We start from the raw sequence: 24,118 nt of genomic DNA on the forward strand, positions 1-24,118 counted from the left end.
ACTAGGTGTTTCATTATGTATAGTAAAATATCTAAATATATGTCTTTGTTTTAATCCACGATTTTCATTATACATGAGACATCGACAAAATGAGCTAATATTTTTATTACATTTATGTTTCAAAAACATGTCGTGATTGTCATACTTCGCCAAATCCTTGCAAATCCCACCTTTTTATCCAAGAAAAAAGCATGACCTTTTCGGCCATGCTGCAATCTTCTAAATCTATTTACCTATTTAATCAATTAATGTACAAATGACTTGTTCATATTTAGACAGTGTTTGAACACTGATTTGAAAAGAGGCTGCAATCTCTTTTTTGCTCATAGATTCTTCTTGCTCCTGCATCCATAAATAATAGGATGCTGCTGCCCATGCAGGCGCATTTTTCTTATCTACGCCAGAAGCACGTGCCTGCTGAATAATATGGAATAACCAAAAATAAGGCATATGGCTGTCAGGCTGAACAGCTTCTTCCAAGCTGGATGCCGCCTGTTTTGCGAAAACCGCATCTTCTGAAAAAGACCGTTCTTCCATTTCATCTTCGTATAAGAGCAGTTCAATGAATTGCTGTTCAAAAGCTGTTTTCGCTGCGCGTGCATCAAGGACAGATTGAAGAACGTCACGTTCTCCTTTTTGTTTGCTTACATAGTACGCCGTCAGCCGCTCCTCAATGGAGACCATTGGCTCAGTCTCCTCAGGTTTATCCTGCCATGGCTTGATTTCATCTGCATCGATATCTTCTTCGACCATCTTATCCCAAACCGTCTGTGCAAGCGTTTTGTGACCTGTATAATAAGCTGCGCTTGCGAGCCAGTATAAAAATGTACTATCTCCTTGAAAGCCTGTTTTGTACAAAGAATAAAGCCATTTAAATGCCCATTCAAATTCTCCAACTAGGGCAAATGTTGCGCCAAGCTTATAACGCTGTTCACTTAATATTGGATACACGTGCGTTAATTGCTTTGCTAACGTATTGACCTTTTCTTCTTCTTTTTCATAATGATAGAAGACTAGCTGGTTGCAAAGGGCATGCAGATTACCCGGATTTTCATGTAGAACCCGGTTCAGCATCTCTTTTGCCTGATGGATTTGACCAGAATAAAAATAGGCCAATGCGAGATTGTTATACGCTGACCAAAATTCTGGATACTCAACAATCATCTGTTCCAGCATCTCAATGGCTTCATCAAGCCTGCCGCTTTCCAGTAAGTGATTTGCTTGATCCTGCTTCACAATCAGGTCATCCTGATCGTAAGGAAAATCTTCGTTCTCTTCGTCACTCATATCGAGCAGGTCGAGAAGGTCATCATTTTCATCTGCAAATTCCCCGTTCTCTTCTAATGAAGCATAGGCAGTCGCTGACTTATATGCCTCTTGAAAGAGTCCTAGATTCGCATAATTATTGGCTTTAAAATAGTGACACTCAAACATATTTTCATCAATATGTTCAAGGATGAAATCAAGCAGTTCATTTGATTGTTGGAAATGACCCATTTCAGTATAAATAATAGCAAGCTGTGACAGCATTTCTACATTTTCAGGCTCAAGTACGATAGCCCGCTGTATGAGCTTACTCGCTTTAGATAGATTTCTTTCTCTATAAGCTTTTAGACCTTTATGAAAAAAGTAATGCCCATCTTGGAATAGCTGGACGACTTGTGTGTGATTATTTTGAGAAGTGTATTTACTCACTGATACCCTCCATTTCGAACAGTGTACCGTGTGTAGTATAACATACTTCAAGAGTCGTCACATAGAACAAAAGAAAAGGAAGGATTTGTTTTTCACTTAGGAAATAAAAAGCCGGAGGTGTCCCCGGCTTTTCACTCGCCTTGATGACGTTTTTTTAATACTTTTAATACATCATCAAGTGGCAATTGCTGTTCACGTAATAACACAAGCAGGTGATACAGAAGATCGGCTGTTTCCCATTTCAATTCTTCTTGATCCCGGTTTTTCGCGGCAATGATGACCTCTGACGCTTCTTCCCCTACCTTTTTCAGGATTTTATCGACCCCTTTTTCAAATAGATAGGTTGTATAAGCGCCTTCTGGCATTTCTGCCTGACGTTTCGCAATCACCTGTTCAAGTTCATTTAAAATTGCAAAACGATCCTGCTCTTCCGTTTGACGCTTCACGCCTTCTTCCGAAAAGCAGCTATAGCTGCCAGTGTGGCACGCTGGTCCACTTGGTGAGACAAGAATAAGCAGAGCATCCTTGTCACAGTCATATCGAATGGATGTGACTCGCTGAGTATGTCCAGATGTGGCGCCTTTGTGCCAAAGCTCGTTTCTTGATCGGCTGTAAAACCATGTTTCCCCTGTCTCTAGTGTTTTTTCATAGGATTCTTGATTCATATACGCCAATGTCAATACTTCCTTACTTTGAGCATCCTGTACAATCGCAGGTATCAGGCCTGCCTCATTAAAGGATAATTCGTTTCCCTGTTTCATCTGACCTTCACCCCGTGTTCTCTCAAGTATGTCTTTACCTCTTGAATTGAAGTCTCTTTATAATGAAAAATGGAAGCTGCTAAAGCTGCATCCGCTTCTCCTTTTGTAAATGCCTCCAGCATATGCTGAGCATTGCCAGCACCTCCCGAGGCAATGACAGGTACGGTGACAGCTTCTGACACAAGCTTTGTTAATCGATGATCAAAGCCCTTTTTCTCACCGTCGGCATCCATACTTGTCAGCAAGATCTCTCCTGCCCCCCTCAGCACGGCTTCTTTTGCCCAATCGCTAACCTCTATATCCGTTTGACGGCGCCCTCCGTGTGTATAAACCATGTACGCTTTTTTCTCTTCATCGTACTTTGCATCTATTGCAACGACGATGCACTGAGAACCAAAAAAATCGGCGCCTTCAGAAATCAGTTCTGGTCTTAAAACTGCCGCTGTGTTCACAGATACTTTGTCTGCACCCGCTCTTAATATGCGCTTCATGTCATCAAGGTGGTTAATTCCGCCGCCTACCGTAAAAGGGATGGCAAGAGTGGACGCCACTTGCTTGACCATATCCACCATCGTTTTCCGGCCTTCATGAGAGGCAGAAATATCAAGAAAGACGAGTTCATCCGCCCCTTCCTCATCATACATCTGCGCTAATTCTACCGGATCACCGGCATCCTTTAAGCCGAGGAATTGCACCCCTTTGACCACACGACCTTCCTTCACATCGAGACATGGGATGATTCGTTTTGTCATCATACGCGGTCAAGCCCTTCAATTGCTTCAGCTAAAGTAAACCGCTCCGTATAAAGTGCCTTTCCAATGATTGCACCAGAAACGCCTGACTGTTTTTGTGCTGACAGCTTTTGGAGATCGGCTACCGAACTGATACCGCCTGAGGCAATAACTTGTTTGCCAGTAGCTTCTGCTAAGCGAATTGTACTTTCCACATTGGGCCCAGCCAGCATGCCGTCCATTTGAATATCTGTGAAAATAAAGACCTCCGCGCCTTCCTTTGCCAATTCTTTGCCGAGATCCTCTGCCTTCACTTTCGACGTTTCAAGCCACCCCTCAGTCGATACGAATCCATTTCGCGCATCAATGCCAATCGCTATTTTCTCCCCATATTGCGCAAGCATTTTTTTCACAAAGGCAGGGTTAGAAACAGCCGAGCTGCCAAGGATGACTCTAGCTACACCATTGTTTATATAAAAGGCAACGTCTTCTTCTGTCCGAATGCCACCACCAATTTGTACATTTACATCTAAGGATGAAGCAATCGCCAGCACATGCTCATGATTGACGCGACTCCCCGCTTTGGCACCATCTAGGTCAACGAGATGAATCCACTTTGCTCCTTCATTTGCAAATCGCGTCGCCATATCGAGCGGCGAATCTCCATAAATGGTTTCTTGATCATAATCTCCTTGCACGAGCCGTACACATTTGCCATTTCTCATATCAATCGCTGGATACAATGTAAAGTCACTCATTTGTTCACCCTCTGTTCGTTTGCTAATTGAATAAATTGTTTGAGCAGCGCCATGCCCGTTGTACTGCTTTTTTCAGGGTGAAACTGTGCGCCTAGCACATTTCCCATGCCAACAACTGCTGGTACTTGAACGCCATAGTCTGCGCTTGCTAATTGCTCTTCTGGATTCATATCCCTCACATAATAAGAGTGAACAAAGTACGCAAATCCTTCCGGTACCCCGTCAAACAATGGGGAGGGCTGATGAAATGTGAGCTCATTCCACCCCATATGAGGCACCTTCAGCCTTTGCCCACCCTGGTCACGATCCTTTAGAAGAACGACACGCCCTTTTAGCAGCCCCAAACCTTTCGTACGCCCTGCCTCTTCACTTTCTTCAAATAACAGCTGCATCCCAAGACAAATGCCAAATAGCAGCTTTCCTTCCTGCACTACTTGGTGGATAAACGCCTCAAGCCCTGTCTGTTTTAACAGCTGCATCGCATCACGAAACGAACCGACCCCAGGCAAAATATAAGCATCTGCCTTTTTGAGCTCCTCCACATCAGAGGAGACGATATAACGGGCACCTGCTCGTTCCAGTGCTTTTGATACGCTGAACAAATTTCCCATTCCGTAATCAATGACTCCGATCATTAGAGCATCCCCTTTGTTGAAGGAATCCCTTTCACACGTGGATCAATGGTTGTTGCTTCATCTAAAGCACGTGCCATTGCTTTAAAAATAGCTTCAATTATATGGTGTGTATTGGTTCCATAGTGAACAATTACATGAAGATTTATACGAGCTTCTAACGCAAACTTCCAAAGAAACTCATGTATGAGCTCTGTATCAAAGGTACCGACCTTTTGACTTGGAAAGGCCGCTCTCATTTCTAAATGAGGACGATTGCTTAAGTCGACCACGACCTGGGCAAGCGTTTCATCCATTGGAACAAAACTGGAGCCATATCGCTTGATTCCCTTTTTATCACCTAACGCTTCCTTAAACATTTGCCCAAGCACGATGCCGATATCTTCCGTTGTGTGGTGATCATCAACATCCGTATCTCCTTTCGCATCGACGGTCAAATTAAAGTGTCCATGCTTCGTAAATAGATCGAGCATGTGTGTCATAAAAGGGACATCTGTTTGAATATCCGCTGTTCCTTCCCCATCAATCTCTAACGATAACGAAATATTCGTTTCATTTGTTTGTCTCGCTGTTTCCGCCTGTCTCATGACGATTCCCCCCGCTTTCTCGATTCAATCGACCTTGCATGTGCTTCGAGCCCCTCTAACCTAGCAAAAGCCGCAATGCTATCCCTGTGTGTCTCAAAGGCTTCTTGACTATATGAAATAATGCTTGTTTTCTTTTGAAAATCGGTCACACCAAGCGGGCTAGAAAATCTGGCTGTTCCGTTGGTTGGCAGCACGTGATTCGGTCCTGCAAAATAATCTCCCACCGGCTCAGGGCTATAACGCCCTAAAAAAATCGCCCCTGCATGCTTGATTTGACCAAGAAATGATTCTGGATATGCTGTCAGCACCTCTAAATGCTCTGGCGCTAACTGATTGACGACGTCTACTGCACGTTCCATGGAATCTGTCACGTATATACGGCCATGATGTTGTATGGATTGTGCAGCGATTGATTTTCTTGGCAAGGTGTCCAGCTGCGCTTGCACCTCAGCTCGCACATTTTCAGCAAGTGTCTTAGACGGGGTCACCAAAATACTAGATGCTAGCGCATCATGCTCTGCCTGAGAAAGTAGATCGGCCGCCACCTCATATGCTATGGCCGTGTCATCTGCTAGAACCGCAATTTCACTAGGACCGGCAATCATATCAATGTCTACCTGACCAAATACTTCCCGCTTTGCCAGTGCGACATAGATGTTGCCTGGACCTGTGATTTTATCAACAGGCTGGATGCTTTCTGTTCCATAGGCAAGTGCCGCAATCGCCTGTGCACCGCCCATTTTATACATCTCTGTAATGCCGAGCTCCTTCGCAGCAACGAGTACAGCGTCAGAGAGGTAGCCGTTTTTCCCTGGGGGTGTCACAAGGACAATTCGCTGAACACCAGCGACAAGCGCGGGAATCACATTCATCAAAACAGATGATGGATAAGCAGCTGTTCCGCCGGGGACATACACACCAACTGCCTCAAGTGGTGTCACCTTTTGTCCGAGCATCGAGCCATCCTGCTGGTGATAAAACCAAGAGGATGTCAGCTGACGCTCATGGTATGTGCGAATATGACGGATAGCCGTTTGGATCACATGAATCATGGCTGGGTCCAAACGTTCGGAGGCTTTTGTCATTTCCTCATCTGTGACAAGCGGATCTTCAAGCAGCACCCCATCAAATTGCTTTGTAAAAGACTGTACCGCTTGATCACCATTTAGCCTCACTTCTTGTATAATCCGCTGAACAGCCAGGCGCTGCTCTTCCGTGCCTGTATCTAAAGTCCGTTTGAGCGAGAGTGTCTCTGTCTCACCTTCTTGTATATAGGTGATGTTCATGATGTTTCCTCCCCTTCAATGATTCTTGCAAGGCGCTGCGCCATTTCATCGATCACCGCATCCTTCATCCGATAGCTCACAGGATTGACAATAAACCGTGATGTAATATCACAAATATGCTCCGTTTCAACAAGTCCGTTTTCCTTGAGTGTTTGACCTGTAGAGACAATGTCTACAATACGATCGGCGAGTCCGATGAGCGGTGCTAATTCAATGGAACCATTCAGCTTAATGATCTCCACCTGCTCCCCTTGCTCTCTAAAATAGGAAGATGCAACATTTGGGTACTTTGTTGCCACACGCGGTGCGACACCGCCCCAGCTAGCTCCCGGCAATCCGGCAACCGCTAAATGGCATTTACTGATGTTTAAATCAAGCACCTCGTACACATCACGAGCTTCTTCGAGCATGACATCCTTTCCTGCAATGCCAACATCTGCTACACCGTGCTCTACATAAGTCGTCACATCCATTGGCTTCGCTAAAATAAAGCGGAGGTTTTCTTCCGGTACATCGATGATTAACTTTCTTGAATCCTCGAATTCCTCTGGCAGTTGATATCCTGCCTGCCTTAACAGCCCTGCGGCTTCTTCAAATATTCGGCCCTTTGGCATCGCCATCGTCAATACTTTACCCATTTTGTTCTCCCTTTCTAGCGCCGATAAAATAAGTCACCTGCTCAAATGCCTTGGTCATCGCGTCAATATTTTCAATCCCTGCTAAGTCTTGCAAGACGATCTTTTTCCCTTTTGACCGCTCCTTTTCTGCAAAAGCAAAAGCCTCCAGCCGTTGTTCTTTACTAAAAATCACTGCCTCCTGCGGCTCATTGATTTCTTTTGCATCAAGCGCTTCAAGCAGACGGTCTAATCGAAGTCCGAATCCTGTAGCTGGTGCAGGTGCATCAAAATGAGCAAGCAATTGGTCATATCTGCCGCCACTTCCGATGACTGACCCAACATGATCTGCAAATACTTCAAACAAAATACCCGTGTAGTAGCTCATATGACTCACCATGCTTAAATCTAGACGGATATATTCTGTACAGTCGTAATCTTCAAGTGTCTCCCAAAGCGACTTTAACTGCGTAAGCACCTCTTTTCCTTCTTGTGAAACGACGATTTCCTCTGCCCGCTCTGTGACTTCCTGGCCGCCTCTTAACTCTAAAAGCTGTAACAGCCTCGTTTTATCGATGGAGGAGAGTGGCAATTGCTTCACATGCTGACGGTACCCTACATAATTCTTTTCATATAAAAATCGGCGAAGAACGTTTGCACGCTCTGTATTTCCCAGTACATCTACAAATAACGTCTCTGCTAAAGCGACATGCCCAATCGCGATTTTGAAGGATTTGAGCCCAGCATTTTTTAATGCGAATACGACAAGCGCGATCACTTCAGCATCTGCACTAATCGAACCGTCTCCAATTAACTCAATTCCGACCTGCTCAAATTCTGATGGCCTTCCGCCTTCTCTTTCCTGTGCCCGGAACACATTGGCCGCATACCCAACGCGAAGCGGATACGCCTGTTCATGAAGCTTTGATGCTGCCACTCTCGCAATAGGTCCCGTCATATCAGGTCTGAGTACAAGGGTTTGCCCGTTCTGATCTAAAAGCTTAAAGAGCTGTGTATCTGTAATCGCCGATTGAACACCGACTGTATCGTAAAATTCAAGCGTTGGTGTCTCCATCAACCGGTAACCCCAACCGTTCATGACCTCTGTTAAGGAATGTCTCACTTTTTTCTTCGTCTCATACAATCCTGGTAATGAATCCCGCATACCATATGGTTTCTCAAACATAAACATGTTCTTCTGCACCTCCAACACATTAAAACAAAAAATTCAGAATCCTTTAGTTCGCTAATATGATAATATACTAACAAAATAAAGTAATTAAATCAATCATTTTTATTTTCTCTCTATTTTCATGAAAAATTTGTGGAATTATTACATTCAAGTGACACCTATCTCTTTTCTGCATGTTGGGTGAAAGAACGTGCTATAATACATAAAAATATTGAATAAAACAGGAGATTACAGTGAAGTTCATCCAGACATTAATCTTAACTTTGTTGTGCGCATGCCTTGTTTATTTCGGCTTTATATACGTGACACAAATCGACCAAGTCAAAAAGACAGCTTCACCACACGAAGCAGCCAAAGAAAAAGAAAACGATACGGCACTCGCAGCTGAAGAAACACGATCAACGAAAAAAACAGATACCACCTATTCTTCCTTAAAAGGAAGCAAAAAAGCCATGGACGTCATCCTCTACAATCAAATGGATGCCCCAAAGCTTTATAATGGATGCGAAGTCACAAGCTTAGCGATGCTTCTTCATTACAGCGGCTACGAGCAAGTGACGAAAGACACATTGGCAAATGAAATTAATCGTGTTCCACTCAATTATGAAAATGGCTTAAAAGGAGACCCACATGACGGGTTTGTAGGCGATATGGAGAATGGACCAGGTCTCGGTGTATACCATGAACCTATTTATCAGCTTGCGAAAAAATATGCGGGCGCTCAAGTCGTCGACTTAAGCGGAAAACCTGTCAAAAAGGCCATCTATCAATCACTTGAAAAAGGGTATCCTGTTTGGGTGATTACCACATCCACCTTTGACAAAATAGATAACATCGAAACATGGAATACACCAAATGGCAAAATAGATGTAAGCTTTAATATGCATAGCGTGGTCATCACAGGCTATGACAAGGAGCATGTCTACTTAAATAACCCATACGGAGAAAAGAATCAAAAAGTCGATCGCGATCAGTTTGAAGATTCTTGGGAACAGATGGGCAGGCAGGCGATTATCATTAAAGCATAGAACAATTTCTCTTTGAAAACATGAAAACCCATCCTCTATCCGAATAGAGGATGGGTTTTTCATGATGATAGTATTTCCTTCAGACTGTTCTCAAGCTTTTCAGCTGTCATTACTCCTCCGCCTACACTGAAGCATTCAACCTTTTTTAATAAAAATGAGAGATAATTCTTGATCGTTAAACTCCTCACTCATCGTTTTTAGCGGCAACGAATCGCTTATTCTGCTTCAGATACAACCGTAAAACGTTCTCCAACATGGGCAGCCTGCTCAATTTCATCGACAAGCGCAATGGCGTAGTCGGCATAGCTCACATAGCTGTCACCTTTAGAATTGACAATCAGTTGGTCTTTCCCTTTCACATAAGAACCTGTGCGTTTGCCAGCTGGATCAAAGAATGCAGCAGGGCTGAGGAAAGTCCATTTTAATCCTTCGGTTTGTTGAAGGTCTTTTAAGTTTTCACCTTGCTGTGAAGCAGTAGGCACATACTCCTTTGGAAATTCCGGTGTGTCAACAAGTCTTGTTGTTTTGGCTTCATCAACAAAAAGACTGCCCGCTCCACCCACAACGATTAAACGGGTACCGGGTACCTCTTTCAAAATATCAATCAGCTTTTTCCCTGCCTCTACGTGAAGGTGCTCTTGTCCAGCAGGTGCGCCAAATGCATTGACGATGACATCAAAGCCTTTGATGTCTTCTGCTTGTAAATGAAACACATCCTTCTCAATAACAGCTACGGATGAATCTGTCACTTTTTTCGCATCTCGAACGATGGCTGTTACCTCATGTCCTCTTGATTGAGCCTCTTTTACAATTTCCTGTCCTGCTTTACCTGTAGCGCCAATAATGCCGATTTTCATATGAATTCCTCCTGTAAAATGATTTTATTTAATAAACAAAGGTGTAACCGATTTAGTTACAACAGAGGTAAAAAAAATTGAATAGATCATCCAATTTTTTTGATTAACACCTGCGTTAGTTCACTTAATTTGATCTCAGCAAGCACTTGCTCCATCGCACTTTGAGCGCGGCACAAGATTAACTCAAGCACAGCCTGGATATTTGCACCGATCGGACAGTCAGGATTTGGGCTTTCATGGATTTGAAACAATTCTCCCTCATCCACCACCTCAACCGCTTTATACACATCAAGCAGCGTGATATCGTCTTCACTGCGGTTCAGCTGAGAACCGCCTTTGCCAAGACTCGTTGAGATTAGGCCTGCTTTTTTTAATTTACTCATAATACGGCGGATGACCACTGGGTTTGTATTTACACTTCCCGCGATATCCTCCGATGTCTGTAATGATCCTTTTTCAAGTGATAGCAAGGCCAGAATATGGACAGCGACAGTAAATCTGCTGCTGATTTTCATGTTTTCTCACCTCTGTTGTAATCATTATAGTTACACCATAACATATTGTCAACAAAAAAGTCTGCCGAGCTACTCAGCAGACGTAGATTGACGTGCATTCATTTCTTCTTTCGTATAAATCATGCGCATTGGATTTCCTCCAACAAATGAGCCTGCTGGAACATCCTTATGAACAAGTGTACCAGCGGACACGATCGCCCCATCCCCAATAGTCACACCAGGTAAAATGGTGGAATTGGCTCCAATTAAGACTTCATCCCCAATATAGACTTCCCCAAGTCTGTATTCTTTAATCAAATACTCATGGGTCAAAATGGTTGTGTTATAGCCAATCACCGAATTTCGACCGACCGTGATTTTCTCAGGAAACATGAGATCCACCATGACCATTAAGGCAAACGCTGTATCTTCGCCAACCTTCATACGAAGAAAGGTTCGGTATATCCAATTTTTCATTCCCATAAAAGGCGTGTACCGTGCGATTTGAATGAAAATAAAGTTTTTCACCACTTTGAAAAAGGGGACCGTCCGATAGACTTGTCGTAACGAATTGACCCCTTTTACAGGATATCGATCTGTTTTTCTCAACTCAATCAGCTCCAACAATCGCCAGAAGATCACTCATTTTCTTTAGCATAAAATCAGGGCGATGCTTTAAAAGGGCCTCTTCTCCCTTAATTGACCAAGCAACACCTGCTGTTTTTGTCCCTGCCGCTTGACCAGACAAAATATCGTGATAATTATCGCCGACCATCACCGCTTCATGTGGATCACTGCCAAGCTTGGATAATGCCAGCTGGACTGGCTCCGGATGCGGCTTCTCATTTTGGACATCATCGAGCGTCACAATCACCTCAAAGAATGGCTCTAAACCGGTCAGCTTCAATCCCATTAACACTGTGTCACGTACCTTTGTTGTGACAATTCCAAGCTTAAATCCTCGATCCTGCAAAACCTTCAATGTATCTATAACAGTCTCATATTCAGTCACGAGCAGATCATGCTGTTCATGATTAAACGTACGGTACATCTGAATCATGTCATCCGTTAGATCAGGGTCCATCGCAGAGAATGTATCAAATAATGACGGACCAATGAAATGGAGGATCTCTTCACGGCTGTACTGATCAGGGTAATAATGATCAAGCGTATGTTGAAATGAAGCAATAATTAATTCATTCGTATTGATTAATGTGCCATCTAAATCAAATAGCACGGTGTTAACAGTTGATTCGTTCATATGGCTTCCTTTCTAACAACTGCGAGCTCGCGCTTTCGCCAAATATAGCTAATGGCAGCTGTTAATAAAATAGCAGATATCAGACGGATGACAAGAAGCGGCCACACAGGAATCCCAAGTGGAATAAATATCAGCGTGTCTTCGACTACTGCATGGCAGGCAACAAGGAAAATGAAAGCAAGGGTTAAATCCTTTTTACTCACGCCGTCCTCTTCCACTGCCTTCATCATCACGCCAGCTCCGTATGCTAGACCAATGGTTAACCCAGCGACCATCGTCATCGACGTATTTTCTTTCATTCCAAGCATTCTCGTAAATGGAGACAGCCACTTAGACAGCGTATGGAGCCATCCTAAATCTCTCATGAATTGAATGATGATCATGAGAGGGATGACGATACAGGCGAGCTGGAGCACACCGAGTACGGCTTTTTGTAAAGCGACAAGGACGATCATGTACCAGCTGGAAGGCACATCAGCCGTTTGGGCTGCTGTCAGCAGTCCATATTGTGCCGGCTCCTGGCCTCCCTGCCAAACGAGATGAATAACAATAGCCGAAACAACAGCAAGACTGATTCTGACCAGCAAAATGACAGACACTCTCAGTCCAACCTTTGCTGCCACAGTCGATTCGATGATCAGGTTGTGACAAAAGGACAGCATCACGGCCAAAATAAACACTTCCTTCACAGGAAGATCTAGAGTCAAAATGGCCGCTATGCCCGCATACAAGTTCAGCACATTTCCTAACACAAGCGGAATGGCTGCTTCTCCTGAAAGACCAAACAATCCCATAAATGGCCGTATGAATTGAATGATCCAATCCATAACAGGCGTATGCTGCAAGATACTGACGAGAATGGTAACCGGAAAGATGACTTTTCCAAGTGTCCAAGTTGTCGATAGCCCTGCTTTTAAGCCGTTTTTCCATGTCTCCTGCATCCTTCTGATCCCCCCTGCTTTAATTCGATGAGTTGTTCTCTTTATACGGGATCGATGCGTGACCTTTTATTCTTCTAAAGATCAGCAGCAGAACAGCCACTACAAAAATGGCAATCGAAATCATTTGAGCGATTCGAAGATGTTCTGTCAGCATCAAACTGTCCGTTCTCATACCTTCTATGAAGAAACGACCGATTGAATACCAAATTAAATAAGACAAGAAGATTTCGCCTCTGCGCATCGATGTTCTACGTAATAAAATCAAGATCACAACACCGGCAAGATTCCATAATGATTCGTATAAGAACGTTGGGTGATAATACGTCCCATCAATATACATTTGATTAATGATAAACTCAGGCAAATGCAAATTCTCTAAAAAGGCTCTTGAAACAGCCTCACCATGCGCTTCCTGATTAATAAAGTTCCCCCAGCGTCCAATGGCCTGCGCCAGTAAAATACTAGGTGCTGCTACATCCGCTATTTTCCAGAAGGACACCTTTTTCACTTTTGTGAAGACGATCGCTGTCAGCACAGCACCTATCAGCCCGCCATGGATGGCAATTCCGCCATGCCAAATCTTAATGATTTCATTTGGGTGCTGCTGATAGTAATCCCATTCGAAGGATACATAATAAATTCGTGCACAAATAATCGCTATTGGAATGGCAAATAAGATTAAATCAATAAACGTATCTTTATTGATTCCTCTTTTCTCACATTCTCTCAGTGCGAGCCAGAGTCCTAGTAAGGCTCCGACCCCAATGATCACACCATACCAATGAACCGAAAGAGGTCCGAGCTGAAAAGCAATCGGATCAATTGGCTGAATCGCTTCGTTCATATAGACAACTCCTATTCATCTTGGCCATTGTCTTCAATGACATCGGCTAGTTTACTTGTAAATTGTTCCGCCGCATTATGTCCCATGCGTTTTAACCTGAAGTTCATCGCAGCCACCTCAATGATAACCGCTAAGTTTCGACCAGGGCGGACAGGAATGGTCAGCTTCGGTACATCTGTATCGATGATTCGCATTTTCTCTTCTTCAAGTCCTAAACGATCGTACTGTTTGCCTTGTTCCCAAAGCTCAAGGTTCATGACAATCGTAATTCTCTTATAGCTTCTGACAGCCCCAGCTCCAAATAAGGTCATCACATTAATGATGCCTAACCCGCGGATTTCTAAAAGATGTTCAATCAGCTCTGGTGCGCTTCCGACTAGCGTATCCTGATCCTCTTGACGGATTTCCACGCAATCATCTGCGACCAGCCTGTGTCCTCTCTTCACTAATTCTAAGGCTGTTTCACTTTTTCCTACTCCGCTTTTTCCAATTAACAATACACCTACACCATATACATCAACAAGTACGCCATGAATCGCGGTCGTAGGTGCAAGCTTGCTTTCTAAAAAGTTGGTCAAACGACTCGAAAGTCTTGTCGTTTTTAGGCTTGAACGTAACACAGGTACACCATTTTCATTTGAAGCTTCAATTAATTCCTTCGGCACTTCACGATCTCGTGACAAAATAATTGCAGGGGTAATATCAGTACAAAGAGACATCATTCTCTGCTTTCGTTCGCGTTCTGGGAGCTGTTCAAAAAAAGAAAGCTCTGTTTTCCCTAAAAGTTGAACTCTTTCTTTTGGGTAATATGTAAAATAACCAGCCATTTCAATACCTGGTCTGGAAAGATCACTGATTGTAATGGGACGATTAATCCCTTCTTCCCCACTTACCAGTTCAAGATGAAATTGTTCCATTATGTCCTTCGTACGAACTTTCGGCACGCTTCTTCCTCCTTTTATCACAGGCGATTCAGAAATACAGCTCTATTTTATCACTTTCAATGATGATCCCAAAACAGTATTTTATCCTGATCCTGTTTCCGTTCATTTACTGGTATAGACAACTATACTTAAAAAGGGTAAACTAAGTCAAAGACAATGACTAAAGGGGGCACAATCATGAGCAGCTCTTTATTGCTCTCCAATATTCATATTGTGACAAAGACTGAAATGATTGCAAACGGTTTTGTCGGTTTACGCGACGGCAAGATTGACTATATTTCAACAACACCACCGACAGGAAATTATGAAAAAGTATATATTTCCCGGGAAAACTTTTATTTACTTCCCGGAATGATTGATATTCACATCCATGGCGGATATGGAGCAGATATGATGGATGCGACATCAGAAGCCATGAATACACTCGCTGACAACTTACCGTTAGAAGGAACGACAAGTTTTTTAGCCACAACCATCACTCAAAACCATCATGAGATAGAGCAAGCACTTAAAAATGTCGCCAAGTGGAAACAATACAATGAAGAACAAGCAGGCGTTCAGGCACAATGTTTAGGTATCCATCTTGAAGGTCCTTTTATTTCTAAAGATAAAGCAGGGGCACAGCCTGTTCAATGGATACAGCAGCCCGATCGCCCTCTTTTTGAAAAATGGTTGGATGCTTCTGAACGGCTTATTCGAATTGTCACGTTCGCACCTGAGGAAGACCCTGACTTTGCTTTTCTTTCCTTGTTGCAAGAAAAAAACATTATTCCTTCTATTGGACATACGAATGCCCATCATGACATGATTGAATTAGCAGCAAAGCATGGTGCACGCCATGTCACGCATCTTTATAATGCACTGAGTTCGTTTCAGCATCGTGAACCAAACGCTGTAGGAGCTGCTCTTACAAACGAGGATCTCCATACTGAGCTGATTACGGATGGGATACACTCCCACCCACTTTCCATCAAGCTTGCGTATTTGGCAAAAGGAAGTGATCGTTTAATGATGATCACAGACTCGATGCGCGCAAAAGGACTTGGAAATGGCACGTATGAATTTGGGGGTCAAACAGTCACAGTGAGCGGCGAACAAGCTTTACTGGCAGATGGTACACTTGCAGGATCGATTCTGCGAATGAAAGATGGCGTCAAACGGATGAAACAGATCACACATTGCGAATGGACAGAGATCGCAAAGATGACCTCAACTAATGCAGCCATTCAGCTAGGACTTGATCAGCAGCTTGGTTCGATTGAAGTTGGAAAACAAGCAGACCTTGTGATCTGGGATGAGTCTGGTGAACTAATGATGACGATCTGCCATGGACAAATCGTCTTTGAGAAAAAGGAGGCCAACCACTAATGAACATCATTGAATTTGAAGATAAAGAACAATTAGGAAAAGAAGCAGCAGCCCTGATCGCGCGCACAATCGCTTCTAAACCAGATGCCGTACTCGGCCTGGCAACGGGCGGTACACCTCTTGATACGTATCAAGAGTTAATTCACCTTCATCAATCACAACAATTGTCTTTCAAACAAACAAAAACAGTCAATTTAGATGAATATGCAGGCCTTGATCCAGATCATGAAAATAGTTATATGACCTATATGAAACGTCATTTATTTGATCATATTGATCTTCCACAGGATCAGTATTTTCTTCCAAATGGCGCTGCACCTGATTTAGAAAAAGAATGCTTAAGATATGATCAGCTCATTCAAGATATAGGCGGCATCGACCTTCAGCTTCTTGGAATCGGTCAAAATGGACATATTGGGTTTAACGAGCCCGGTACCCCATTTAACTCAAAGACTCATGTCGTGCAACTAGATGAAAACACACGGCAGGCCAATGCAAGATACTTTTCTTCTATTGATGAAGTGCCTACACATGCCATCACCATGGGCATTGCAAGCATTCTTTCTAGTAAAAAGATTCTCCTTCTTGCATCAGGAAAATCAAAAGCGAAAGTGATACAATATTTAGAACAGACTGAGATACACCCAGACTTCCCAGCATCTGCTCTGAAACTTCATGAAGATGTGACGATTTTGATTGATCGAGAAGCTGGTTCACTACGCTAAAGCTAAACACGAGAGGATTTTCACATGTTTATTGATAAGCAGTCACCTATTCCGATGTACCATCAGATTATGGAGAACTTGAAAAAACAGATTGAGGATGGAACATTAGCACCTGATACACTCATTCCTTCTGAAAGAGAATATGCCGAGCGCTTTGGTATAAGTCGAATGACTGTCAGACAAGCCTTATCGAACCTTGTGAACGAAGGATATTTGTATCGACAAAAAGGAAAAGGCACCTTTGTGAGTCGAAAAAAATTTGAACAGCCGCTTCAAGGCTTAACAAGCTTTACAGAGGATATGCGTCAGCGTGGTCTTAAAGCTTCAAGCCAGCTGATTGATTTCACAAAAACCGTCTGTCCAGATCACTTGCTGCCTGTCTTACAACTGTCAAATGGCGATGCTATATTTGAACTCAAACGGATACGCCTCGCAAATGATGAACCGATGGCGATTGAAACGAGCTATATCCCTGAAGCATTTGCAGGAGATTTAACAAGGGAACATTTAACTGGCTCTATATATGAATATATAGAGACTCAAACAGGCCTTACAATTGCTCATGCAAAACAAGAGCTTGAATCGAATGTGGCTTCAAATGAAGAAGCACATGTGCTGTCTATTTCAACAGGCGATCCCGTGCTCTCAATCGCAAGAACGACTTATTTTCAGAATGATATTCCGTTTGAATATGTTCTTTCCGTTTATAGAGGAGATCGTTACAAGCTCATTCATACAATGGAAAGATAAACAGTGCCCTTATAAAAGGAGCACTGTTTTTATTTCCTAAGAAATGTTTCTTCACGATCATTTTTTGTATGGATTTTCCATATCGGTGAAATCGCTTTTCCTTGAAAACGATCTTTTGCTACGGTGTACCAATAATAGTCTTCGTTTGGCTTTAAGCCTTTCCACTCAAAGCTTGCTTTTTTGCCGCTTTTTACGCCGCGCGCCTCTCCTAACAAAACATTTGTGTACACATTGAGTTCAAAATAGTTGGTTTTGACAGATTTCATTTTCGGCGTCAAATCCACATCGATTGAAAATTCATCCTGATCTCCATACGTTTTAGGATCGTAGAAATGCTCTTGATTCATGTAAGGTGAGTATGTCGTAAAATGAAGCTGGTTTTTTTCTTGATCGGCTGTTATCAATCGCATAAACCCTTGTCCACCTTCAGGCCCTGACTGATAATCGGCGAGTATTTGATATACTTTCCGGTCTACTTTACCATCCTTGTCATCGTCAAGCTCATCTACTTTCCTGCTCGCTCCGTGATAGTGACCGCTAAATACCGCCACTATATTGGGATGGCGTTTCACTACCTGGTGGAAGATGAGGTCGCCAATCGGACTGCGGTTGCCACTGACCAACAAATACTCATGGAAATTTAAAATGACGATACGGTCTGGATGCTCAGAAATCACACGGTTCAACCAATCAATTTCATCTTGCTTAATCCCCCAGCCCATGTATACCATCATATAATCATTGCCACCGGCAGAGATGAGATCATAATGACCTCGATTGTTTTGATAGGATTCACCATAGTACGGTTTATTTGCAAAGCGTTTCTCACCGAAATATTTCCCATATTCCGCATAAAAACCGTCCTTATGTCGAACATCATGATTTCCTGCTAAAACACCATAAGGAATCTGATGCTCATCTAACACGCGCATAAACGTATCGGCTCGTTGCCATTGTTTATCTTTTGAATCATCCACAATGTCACCTGTATGGAACACATATTGAATGTTTAACTTTTCTCTCTGGTCTCTGATCCACTCGACCATTTGTTTAAAGATATGAGGATAGCTCTTTGCATAATATTGTGTGTCAGACATCCAAACCATCTTATATGGCTTTTGCGCTTTACTGATTTCATCCTGTACAAGCAAATCAAACGTATGATTCTTCATGTACTGTCTGACGGACAGCAGTCCTTTCAGGTAAAATTCCTTTTGATCCTTAGCAAAATGATGAGTAATTTTATCCCACTTTTCTTGCTGATGATTCCATGCATACATGGTCACCTTTCTCCCTGTCAATGAACTCCCTTTCCATATCGCTTCGACGACATCCTTTTCACGTACATCTTGATGAACCTTGATTTGAAAACGATGATAGGGAAAACGATGTAAATCCTTCGTTTCAACTGACTTACCATCAGCAAATGCAATGCGATTCCTTTCTTCATGAGAAAAGATCATTTCTCCTTTTTCGTTAAAGCTCTTTGGCGGTTCTGTCTCCGCTGCATATTTCAAAATGTTCATTGATGGATGCAACGATGTATATTGATACGCACGGTAAAAGGAATAATCCAGCTTATCATTCGTTGGGTCCTTGGTGAGCACAGTTTGCTTTGACGATTTCATTTTCGTCTTATCTGCTACACGCTCTGGTGGCTCAGGGTGTTCATGTACCGTCTTGAATTCCTTTTTCAACGTTGACATGTTTCCTGCGGCATCTTTTGCTTTAATTGTTAACGTGTGCTCCCCCGGGTTTAATTCGCTAGAGGACGTCTGGTATGGCAAGGAAATTGGCTTGCCATCTACATATGCTTTCATCTCTTCTATGCTACTCCAACGATCCGTTACCTTTGCTTTTAACGTAAAAGCTCCTTTATATGGATCCTTTGTTTGGACGTTGGTTTTAATTTTTGGACCCGTATTATCAACCATCACATGTACAGATGCATGCTCGTCTGATGTTTTGGCCTCAATCAGGTGCGGCCCCTCTTTCAACCTTCTTGTATCCCACTTCATAAACGTTGAAACATAAGCTTCTTTTGGTATTTCAAATTGAAATGTTCTGACCTTTTTGGCGTTACCGCTGTCTCCCATTCTCCATTCTTTTTCCGGCTTTGCATTGATTGGAGGAATTTGAGTTCCATTCGATAAAATCATTCGGACGTTTTTTAGTTCAAAATCATCGTGATTCTCACCAGGCAACCGATCAACTGGAGAAGATTTTGTTCCTGCATGGAAGGAGATCGATTGGAGACCTGCTTTTTTCATCTCTGCTTCTGGTATTGGCATTGTATAGGTACGATACACTTTTGTCGAATCATCAAAAATAGAAAGTAAGTGCTTACCTATGGACACACCATTTTTAAAATATAAATTTGTCCCTTTGACATCAAATGCAATATATGGATCTGCTTCAAGGGCAGAAAACACTTGCTGATTCCGCTTTCCATCTATCAATAATTCAATGCTTTTTTTCTGATCAGACGTTGCTTTTAATGGAAATAATCCTGAAACCGTATCTCCTTCTTCTACATTGAATCGAAGGCCATGAGCTTTGCTAACTTGCTCCACATCAATCATTTTTTTCATCGTCATTGCTGTATTTTCACCGTCTGACGCTTCAAGCTGATATTCCAATTGTTCTTTACCAATCAACTCAGGTGAGTAAATAATATGATGAAATAATCGGTCGTTATGATCTTTTTGAAGCAGTATTTCCTTAAAATCATCTTTCCGATTTGTTTGATAGCGAAGCTTGACGGTTTTGACGACCTGATCATCCTGTACATCTGCTTTAATCTCTATGCTTTCAGTTGGTTTCACTGGTTTCCTCACTGTCATATCTTCAATCACAGGTTTATGGATATCTTGAGAAATTTCTTTTTTCTCAGATGGAATTTGTGCTTTTAGCACTTTGCCAGGCGTAGGCTCTTCTTCAATTTTCGAGATTAGCTTCATTTGCGAAGTACCGTCCATTGGATATTTGAACAGCAAAGATTTATGCTCACTAAACCATGAAGGCTTTAAGCGAAATGCTGCTGAAGAAATCTCCTCCCCTATATTCGTTGTAATGGAAACAAGACGAGATTTAGAGTTGGAAAGCCCTTTGCTTTCGATGACAGATACATGCTCTCCCTCTTTTAATTGACTTTTGTACATGGCATTGAAGTCCGCTACAGTTAAATGCTCCTGTCCTTTTTTCCTCAGCCAGAAAACATACGGTTTTCCAGGTGAAAGAGTGACTGGATTTGTGTGAAAGGAATACACATCATCCATTTCGGTTCCTTGTGCAGGATTGCGGTAGCGAAGCTGATAATGTTTAAGAGAGATAGGCTCATGTGTTGTGTTATATACCTCAATAAATTCAAATGCATCTTTGCCTTTGCGATTTTTTGAATTGACAACAATTTCTGTGATGACTAAGTCCGGAATGCGCGAAAGATCCTCTTCAAATCCATTTAAGTGGACAGATTGTTCTGCCGTTTTGATCACGGACTTTTGCGTAAGAAACTCTGTATAGTAACGAACGGTTGAATTCCATAATTGATCTGGCGGAATTTTCGCTGTAAATTCTGGCTTCATACCTGGCAGCCGTTCCATTGGGATCAAACGGTACCCTAGCTCATCACTTTGTTTATAATACAAGTTCGCAGACAAAATTTGTTCCGGATCCGTAATCGACGCACGAAAATGGAGATCACGGCTTTTTTCCCCTAGAACTGGACGGACATCCACATGAAAGGGATCAAAGATAAAAGGAGAAAAAGGCTTGTCCGGTATATTGACCTGTGTTTGAATAAAAGGCCCTGCTGAAGCAGGCTGATTGAAACAAAAAAGAATGATAAAAAAACATAAAAGCATGATTTGTCTGCTCACGTTCACCATCGTGCACCGCCTCCCTTCGGATATTGTGTCTCCTGAAGGAAGTTTTTATGTCAGATGAAACGGAGAAACGATACAAAATGGGTCAAAAAAAACCGTTAGCTTTTTTTCGCTAACGGCTCCACAATTCCTTTTTGTATCAACAGATGGAAAATGGATAAGATGACAGCCATCCAAATGGCCGTTCCAAACCCATCAATATTAAAACTATCGCCCATAAAACTTGATGTCATCATAAGTGTGATGGCATTAATCACAAATAAGAACAATCCTAGTGTAAGAACGGTTACTGGAAGCGTTAAAATGATCAAAAACGGCTTCACTAAAATATTGAGCAAGGATAAAATGATACTTGCCACAATGGCTGCGCCAAACCCTTCAATATATACGCTCCCAAGCCCTGGCAGAATGCCTGAATCAAAATATCCAGCAATGACGATTAAAAGTAATGCATTGACTAAAATACTGACGATCCATCTAAGCATTTAGTTAGTGCCTTCTTCCGGAACAACAAAATACCAGATGAAGTAAACCAAGAAAATCGGCATAAATGCTGTCATAAATCCGATGATGACCGTTAAAATGCGAAGCAGAGATGCATCGACCCTTAAGTATTCGGCAAGTCCACCAACAACACCCGCTATTTTTTTATCTGTTGCTGAACGATAAAGCTTCTTCATGTAGAATCACTCCTTGTCTGATTGGTGCTTTACTTGTATTGAACCTGTTTTTGTTTCTGCAAAAATGGATATACTGTTCACTGCCTGTTGGTTGGCTTTGATCATTTTCTCTTTTTGTAATGTCTCATTTTTCTCTTTAATCATCTCTGCATCAAGCAAATCGTGAGAAATAGACCCAAGATTGCTTTTCAGCTCAGCGGTCACTGCACAAGCACGCGGGATCTGGACGTCCACACTGCCTGTTGTCGTTTTCGCATAAATGGAACGGCACTTCTCATCCGACAGCTGAACAGCAATGTTTCCGTTAAAGCTTTGGGCATCAATTGACTCACTTTTCCCGCGCAGGTCAATAAGCCCATTAATGGTTTCTACTTCAATCATACCACACTCGTGATCCGCCAGTTTAATTTGTCCGTTTGCTGTTTCAATTCCAACCTTTTCCGCCTGTAAAGAGGCAAAAGAGACAACACCATTGGTGGTTTTCGCAGTAAGTTCTTTTGTCTTTAGCTTTTCCCCGCGGATCGGACCATTAAACAGCTTAACCTTGATTTTATCGTATTGGATACGTGGCACATATAAAGTGACATTGACTTTCATTGTCTTCTTTTCGGTCCGGATAAAAAATTTATCCCCTTCGAGGCCGCAGTCCAATTGATTGAGAAATTGCTGTCTTGCCTGCTCTCCGTCTTCTGCACGGTAGATTTTCGCATGGCATTCTGCTCGAATATCACCATCGTCCCAAGGCATCACATTGAGACTGCCGTTCGCCAATTGAATATCTAAATGAGAGAGCGAAGCGTCTTTGAACTGAAAAATGTGCTCAACGTCGATCGACTGTCCAAAGTTCAAATCAAGATCTACGTCTTTCACCTTTTTCACCGCAGAATCTAACCAGCCAAACAACTTTGCACCAAGATTTTCTGTACCAGTTCCTTTGCTCTCCGTGCCTGCTTTTTCTTCATGAAAGGTGTGATCAACCGTTGATTTTTCTAATGAAACAGACGGATTTCCCTCCAGTTTTTCAAGCAGCGTAATCGCTTCTTTTGCAGATAATGTCCCGTCTTCTACTAATTTTAAAATGCGTTCTTTTTCATTCATACAAAGCCCCTCCTACGATTTGATGGATTGAAGTACTTTAATACCTTGAATGATATTCCAAATGACAGAGATCAAAAAGCCAATAGCGACTAAAAAGGACAAGATGAGCATCGTGATCACTGGCATGAGTGAGTCACTTGCCTGTGTCGACAATAAAAATGGGATAGACCCAAAAACCAGCAACACGCACGCTGCGACTGGCAAAACATGTGACCATAATGCTCGCAACGCGTGCCGTTTCGGTTCCTTTTGGTCGACTACAAAATATGCCACGATCGGTACAATAAACGGCATAAAAAATACACTGAAATAACAAATTGATGCAATGATCGACTGATCTCTATTCATATATATTCGCTCCTTCATGATGAAAATTCCTTTCTAACTCATACGTTTATTGCGTATCAAAAGTTTCAAAATCATTCGATTTACATATGACCTTAGACACAAATTACATCTTTTTGCACCTAAGTGTAGATTCTTCACGGATTACCCTTTAAAATATGTTGAAAAGATGGTGATTATCATTATAGGGGGTAATTATTTTGACAGATCATCATAATACTAACCACACGGCTCAAACGCTTTTAGACCTTATACAGAAACAAAAAAGCATGAACAGCGATATGATCAGGGAGCTTGAGACCATTCATCCGTCTCATCCACAGTATGGTGATATCCGTTATTTAAAAGTACTGCTCGACAGCAGCAGCACGCATATTTTAAAGGATTTAACGCAGCTCAGTCATTTAATGCCAAAGGAAGATGCGCAATAAAAGGAAAACCCCTCTTAACGAGGGGTTCAGATTGTTGACAAAGGGCTAAAATGATCTTGATTTTAGCCCTTTGTCTTCTTTTCAGCGTGATAGAAAACCTTTGAAGTCTAGAAAGAGCGAGCACTGGCGCAGCAGAGCGAATTTAACATTCGTGAGCACCAGCGCGCAGACCTGACAACGAATGCGAGGGTTTGTCTACACGCTGAAACCCC

26 protein-coding genes are annotated in these 24,118 nt (G+C 42.4%); 5 read left to right on the plus strand and 21 right to left on the minus strand.

The window, feature by feature from the left end:
- Positions 1 to 237 precede the first annotated feature (237 nt).
- The 9 genes from CKW02_RS17035 to CKW02_RS17075 all read right to left on the minus strand — a co-directional run bounded on the left by CKW02_RS17035 (position 238) and on the right by CKW02_RS17075 (position 8,256).
- Positions 238 to 1,695 carry a tetratricopeptide repeat protein gene (locus tag CKW02_RS17035; protein WP_003213004.1) on the minus strand — a complete coding sequence of 486 codons (1,458 nt, stop codon included), beginning with the start codon at positions 1,693 to 1,695 and terminating at the stop codon, positions 238 to 240.
- Positions 1,696 to 1,826: 131 nt separating this feature from the next.
- Positions 1,827 to 2,456: a bifunctional phosphoribosyl-AMP cyclohydrolase/phosphoribosyl-ATP diphosphatase HisIE gene (gene hisIE / locus CKW02_RS17040; RefSeq protein WP_003212812.1), complete on the minus strand. Its 630-nt coding sequence runs from the start codon at positions 2,454 to 2,456 to the stop codon at positions 1,827 to 1,829.
- Complete coding sequence (gene hisF, locus CKW02_RS17045; RefSeq protein ID WP_003213021.1) at positions 2,453 to 3,211, minus strand: imidazole glycerol phosphate synthase subunit HisF; 759 nt, start codon at positions 3,209 to 3,211, stop codon at positions 2,453 to 2,455. Before hisF ends, hisIE begins: the two co-directional genes overlap by 4 nt.
- Positions 3,208 to 3,945, minus strand: coding sequence for a 1-(5-phosphoribosyl)-5-[(5-phosphoribosylamino)methylideneamino]imidazole-4-carboxamide isomerase (gene hisA, locus CKW02_RS17050; protein WP_003212965.1), 738 nt, complete (start codon positions 3,943 to 3,945; stop codon positions 3,208 to 3,210). Before hisA ends, hisF begins: the two co-directional genes overlap by 4 nt.
- Positions 3,942 to 4,580 (minus strand): imidazole glycerol phosphate synthase subunit HisH, encoded by a 639-nt coding sequence (hisH, locus tag CKW02_RS17055; protein ID WP_003213571.1) that lies wholly within the window; start codon positions 4,578 to 4,580, stop codon positions 3,942 to 3,944. The genes hisA and hisH overlap by 4 nt, the downstream gene beginning before the upstream one ends.
- Complete coding sequence (hisB, locus tag CKW02_RS17060; RefSeq protein WP_003213246.1) at positions 4,580 to 5,164, minus strand: imidazoleglycerol-phosphate dehydratase HisB; 585 nt, start codon at positions 5,162 to 5,164, stop codon at positions 4,580 to 4,582. Before hisB ends, hisH begins: the two co-directional genes overlap by 1 nt.
- Entirely contained in the window at positions 5,161 to 6,450 is a 1,290-nt protein-coding gene (gene hisD / locus CKW02_RS17065; RefSeq protein WP_003213239.1) for a histidinol dehydrogenase, read from the minus strand. The genes hisB and hisD overlap by 4 nt, the downstream gene beginning before the upstream one ends.
- A complete protein-coding gene (hisG, locus tag CKW02_RS17070) occupies positions 6,447 to 7,088 on the minus strand; it encodes an ATP phosphoribosyltransferase (protein WP_003213329.1) in 642 nt (213 codons plus the stop codon). Before hisG ends, hisD begins: the two co-directional genes overlap by 4 nt.
- Complete coding sequence (locus tag CKW02_RS17075; RefSeq protein WP_003212893.1) at positions 7,081 to 8,256, minus strand: ATP phosphoribosyltransferase regulatory subunit; 1,176 nt, start codon at positions 8,254 to 8,256, stop codon at positions 7,081 to 7,083. Before CKW02_RS17075 ends, hisG begins: the two co-directional genes overlap by 8 nt.
- Before the next feature lie 233 nt (positions 8,257 to 8,489).
- Here CKW02_RS17075 and CKW02_RS17080 point away from each other — a divergent pair, with 233 nt between their 5' ends.
- Positions 8,490 to 9,284 carry a C39 family peptidase gene (locus tag CKW02_RS17080; protein WP_003212710.1) on the plus strand — a complete coding sequence of 265 codons (795 nt, stop codon included), beginning with the start codon at positions 8,490 to 8,492 and terminating at the stop codon, positions 9,282 to 9,284.
- Positions 9,285 to 9,499: 215 nt separating this feature from the next.
- On the opposite strand, the gene CKW02_RS17085 is transcribed toward CKW02_RS17080, so the two are convergent.
- From CKW02_RS17085 to hprK, 7 genes are all read right to left on the minus strand, one after another.
- The gene (locus tag CKW02_RS17085; RefSeq protein WP_003213607.1) at positions 9,500 to 10,141 is read right to left on the minus strand and encodes an NAD(P)-dependent oxidoreductase; all 642 of its coding nucleotides are present in this window, start codon (positions 10,139 to 10,141) and stop codon (positions 9,500 to 9,502) included.
- Positions 10,142 to 10,227: 86 nt separating this feature from the next.
- Positions 10,228 to 10,656, minus strand: coding sequence for an Rrf2 family transcriptional regulator (locus CKW02_RS17090; protein WP_003213266.1), 429 nt, complete (start codon positions 10,654 to 10,656; stop codon positions 10,228 to 10,230).
- A 69-nt stretch (positions 10,657 to 10,725) separates the two neighbouring features.
- Positions 10,726 to 11,244 carry an acyltransferase gene (locus CKW02_RS17095; protein ID WP_003213425.1) on the minus strand — a complete coding sequence of 173 codons (519 nt, stop codon included), beginning with the start codon at positions 11,242 to 11,244 and terminating at the stop codon, positions 10,726 to 10,728.
- 1 nt (position 11,245) lies between these two features.
- Positions 11,246 to 11,896, minus strand: a complete 651-nt coding sequence (gene ppaX / locus CKW02_RS17100; RefSeq protein WP_003213698.1) for a pyrophosphatase PpaX — start codon at positions 11,894 to 11,896, stop codon at positions 11,246 to 11,248.
- Positions 11,893 to 12,837, minus strand: coding sequence for a nucleoside recognition domain-containing protein (locus tag CKW02_RS17105; RefSeq protein ID WP_003213258.1), 945 nt, complete (start codon positions 12,835 to 12,837; stop codon positions 11,893 to 11,895). Before CKW02_RS17105 ends, ppaX begins: the two co-directional genes overlap by 4 nt.
- A 19-nt stretch (positions 12,838 to 12,856) precedes the next feature.
- Positions 12,857 to 13,681, minus strand: coding sequence for a prolipoprotein diacylglyceryl transferase (lgt, locus tag CKW02_RS17110; RefSeq protein WP_003213250.1), 825 nt, complete (start codon positions 13,679 to 13,681; stop codon positions 12,857 to 12,859).
- Between the two features lie 11 nt (positions 13,682 to 13,692).
- On the minus strand, positions 13,693 to 14,625 hold the full coding sequence (gene hprK / locus CKW02_RS17115) for an HPr(Ser) kinase/phosphatase (RefSeq protein WP_003212943.1): 933 nt from the start codon (positions 14,623 to 14,625) through the stop codon (positions 13,693 to 13,695).
- Between the two features lie 177 nt (positions 14,626 to 14,802).
- Between hprK and nagA the strand changes: the two genes are divergently transcribed.
- Genes nagA through CKW02_RS17130 form a run of 3 tightly spaced genes read left to right on the plus strand, consistent with a single transcriptional unit; the run spans position 14,803 to position 17,468 of the window.
- On the plus strand, positions 14,803 to 15,993 hold the full coding sequence (gene nagA, locus CKW02_RS17120) for an N-acetylglucosamine-6-phosphate deacetylase (RefSeq protein ID WP_003213032.1): 1,191 nt from the start codon (positions 14,803 to 14,805) through the stop codon (positions 15,991 to 15,993).
- Positions 15,993 to 16,718 (plus strand): glucosamine-6-phosphate deaminase, encoded by a 726-nt coding sequence (nagB, locus tag CKW02_RS17125; RefSeq protein WP_003213114.1) that lies wholly within the window; start codon positions 15,993 to 15,995, stop codon positions 16,716 to 16,718. The genes nagA and nagB overlap by 1 nt, the downstream gene beginning before the upstream one ends.
- 24 nt (positions 16,719 to 16,742) lie before the next feature.
- Positions 16,743 to 17,468 carry a GntR family transcriptional regulator gene (locus CKW02_RS17130; RefSeq protein WP_095117891.1) on the plus strand — a complete coding sequence of 242 codons (726 nt, stop codon included), beginning with the start codon at positions 16,743 to 16,745 and terminating at the stop codon, positions 17,466 to 17,468.
- A gap of 29 nt (positions 17,469 to 17,497) precedes the next feature.
- Here CKW02_RS17130 and CKW02_RS17135 read toward each other — a convergent pair whose 3' ends face one another.
- The 5 genes from CKW02_RS17135 to CKW02_RS17155 form a co-directional block, all read right to left on the minus strand.
- Positions 17,498 to 21,355 carry a lamin tail domain-containing metallophosphoesterase family protein gene (locus CKW02_RS17135; protein ID WP_003213216.1) on the minus strand — a complete coding sequence of 1,286 codons (3,858 nt, stop codon included), beginning with the start codon at positions 21,353 to 21,355 and terminating at the stop codon, positions 17,498 to 17,500.
- Positions 21,356 to 21,450: 95 nt separating this feature from the next.
- Positions 21,451 to 21,837 (minus strand): phage holin family protein, encoded by a 387-nt coding sequence (locus CKW02_RS17140; RefSeq protein WP_003213568.1) that lies wholly within the window; start codon positions 21,835 to 21,837, stop codon positions 21,451 to 21,453.
- On the minus strand, positions 21,838 to 22,032 hold the full coding sequence (locus CKW02_RS17145) for a PspC domain-containing protein (RefSeq protein ID WP_003213763.1): 195 nt from the start codon (positions 22,030 to 22,032) through the stop codon (positions 21,838 to 21,840).
- 6 nt (positions 22,033 to 22,038) lie between these two features.
- Complete coding sequence (locus tag CKW02_RS17150; protein ID WP_003212648.1) at positions 22,039 to 23,130, minus strand: DUF4097 family beta strand repeat-containing protein; 1,092 nt, start codon at positions 23,128 to 23,130, stop codon at positions 22,039 to 22,041.
- A gap of 12 nt (positions 23,131 to 23,142) precedes the next feature.
- Positions 23,143 to 23,478, minus strand: coding sequence for a hypothetical protein (locus CKW02_RS17155; RefSeq protein ID WP_012011387.1), 336 nt, complete (start codon positions 23,476 to 23,478; stop codon positions 23,143 to 23,145).
- A gap of 197 nt (positions 23,479 to 23,675) precedes the next feature.
- Here CKW02_RS17155 and CKW02_RS17160 point away from each other — a divergent pair, with 197 nt between their 5' ends.
- Positions 23,676 to 23,906: a hypothetical protein gene (locus CKW02_RS17160; RefSeq protein WP_003213489.1), complete on the plus strand. Its 231-nt coding sequence runs from the start codon at positions 23,676 to 23,678 to the stop codon at positions 23,904 to 23,906.
- The last annotated feature ends 212 nt before the right edge of the window (positions 23,907 to 24,118 follow it).

It is taken from the genome of Bacillus pumilus (assembly GCF_900186955.1).
Classification (GTDB): domain Bacteria; phylum Bacillota; class Bacilli; order Bacillales; family Bacillaceae; genus Bacillus; species Bacillus pumilus.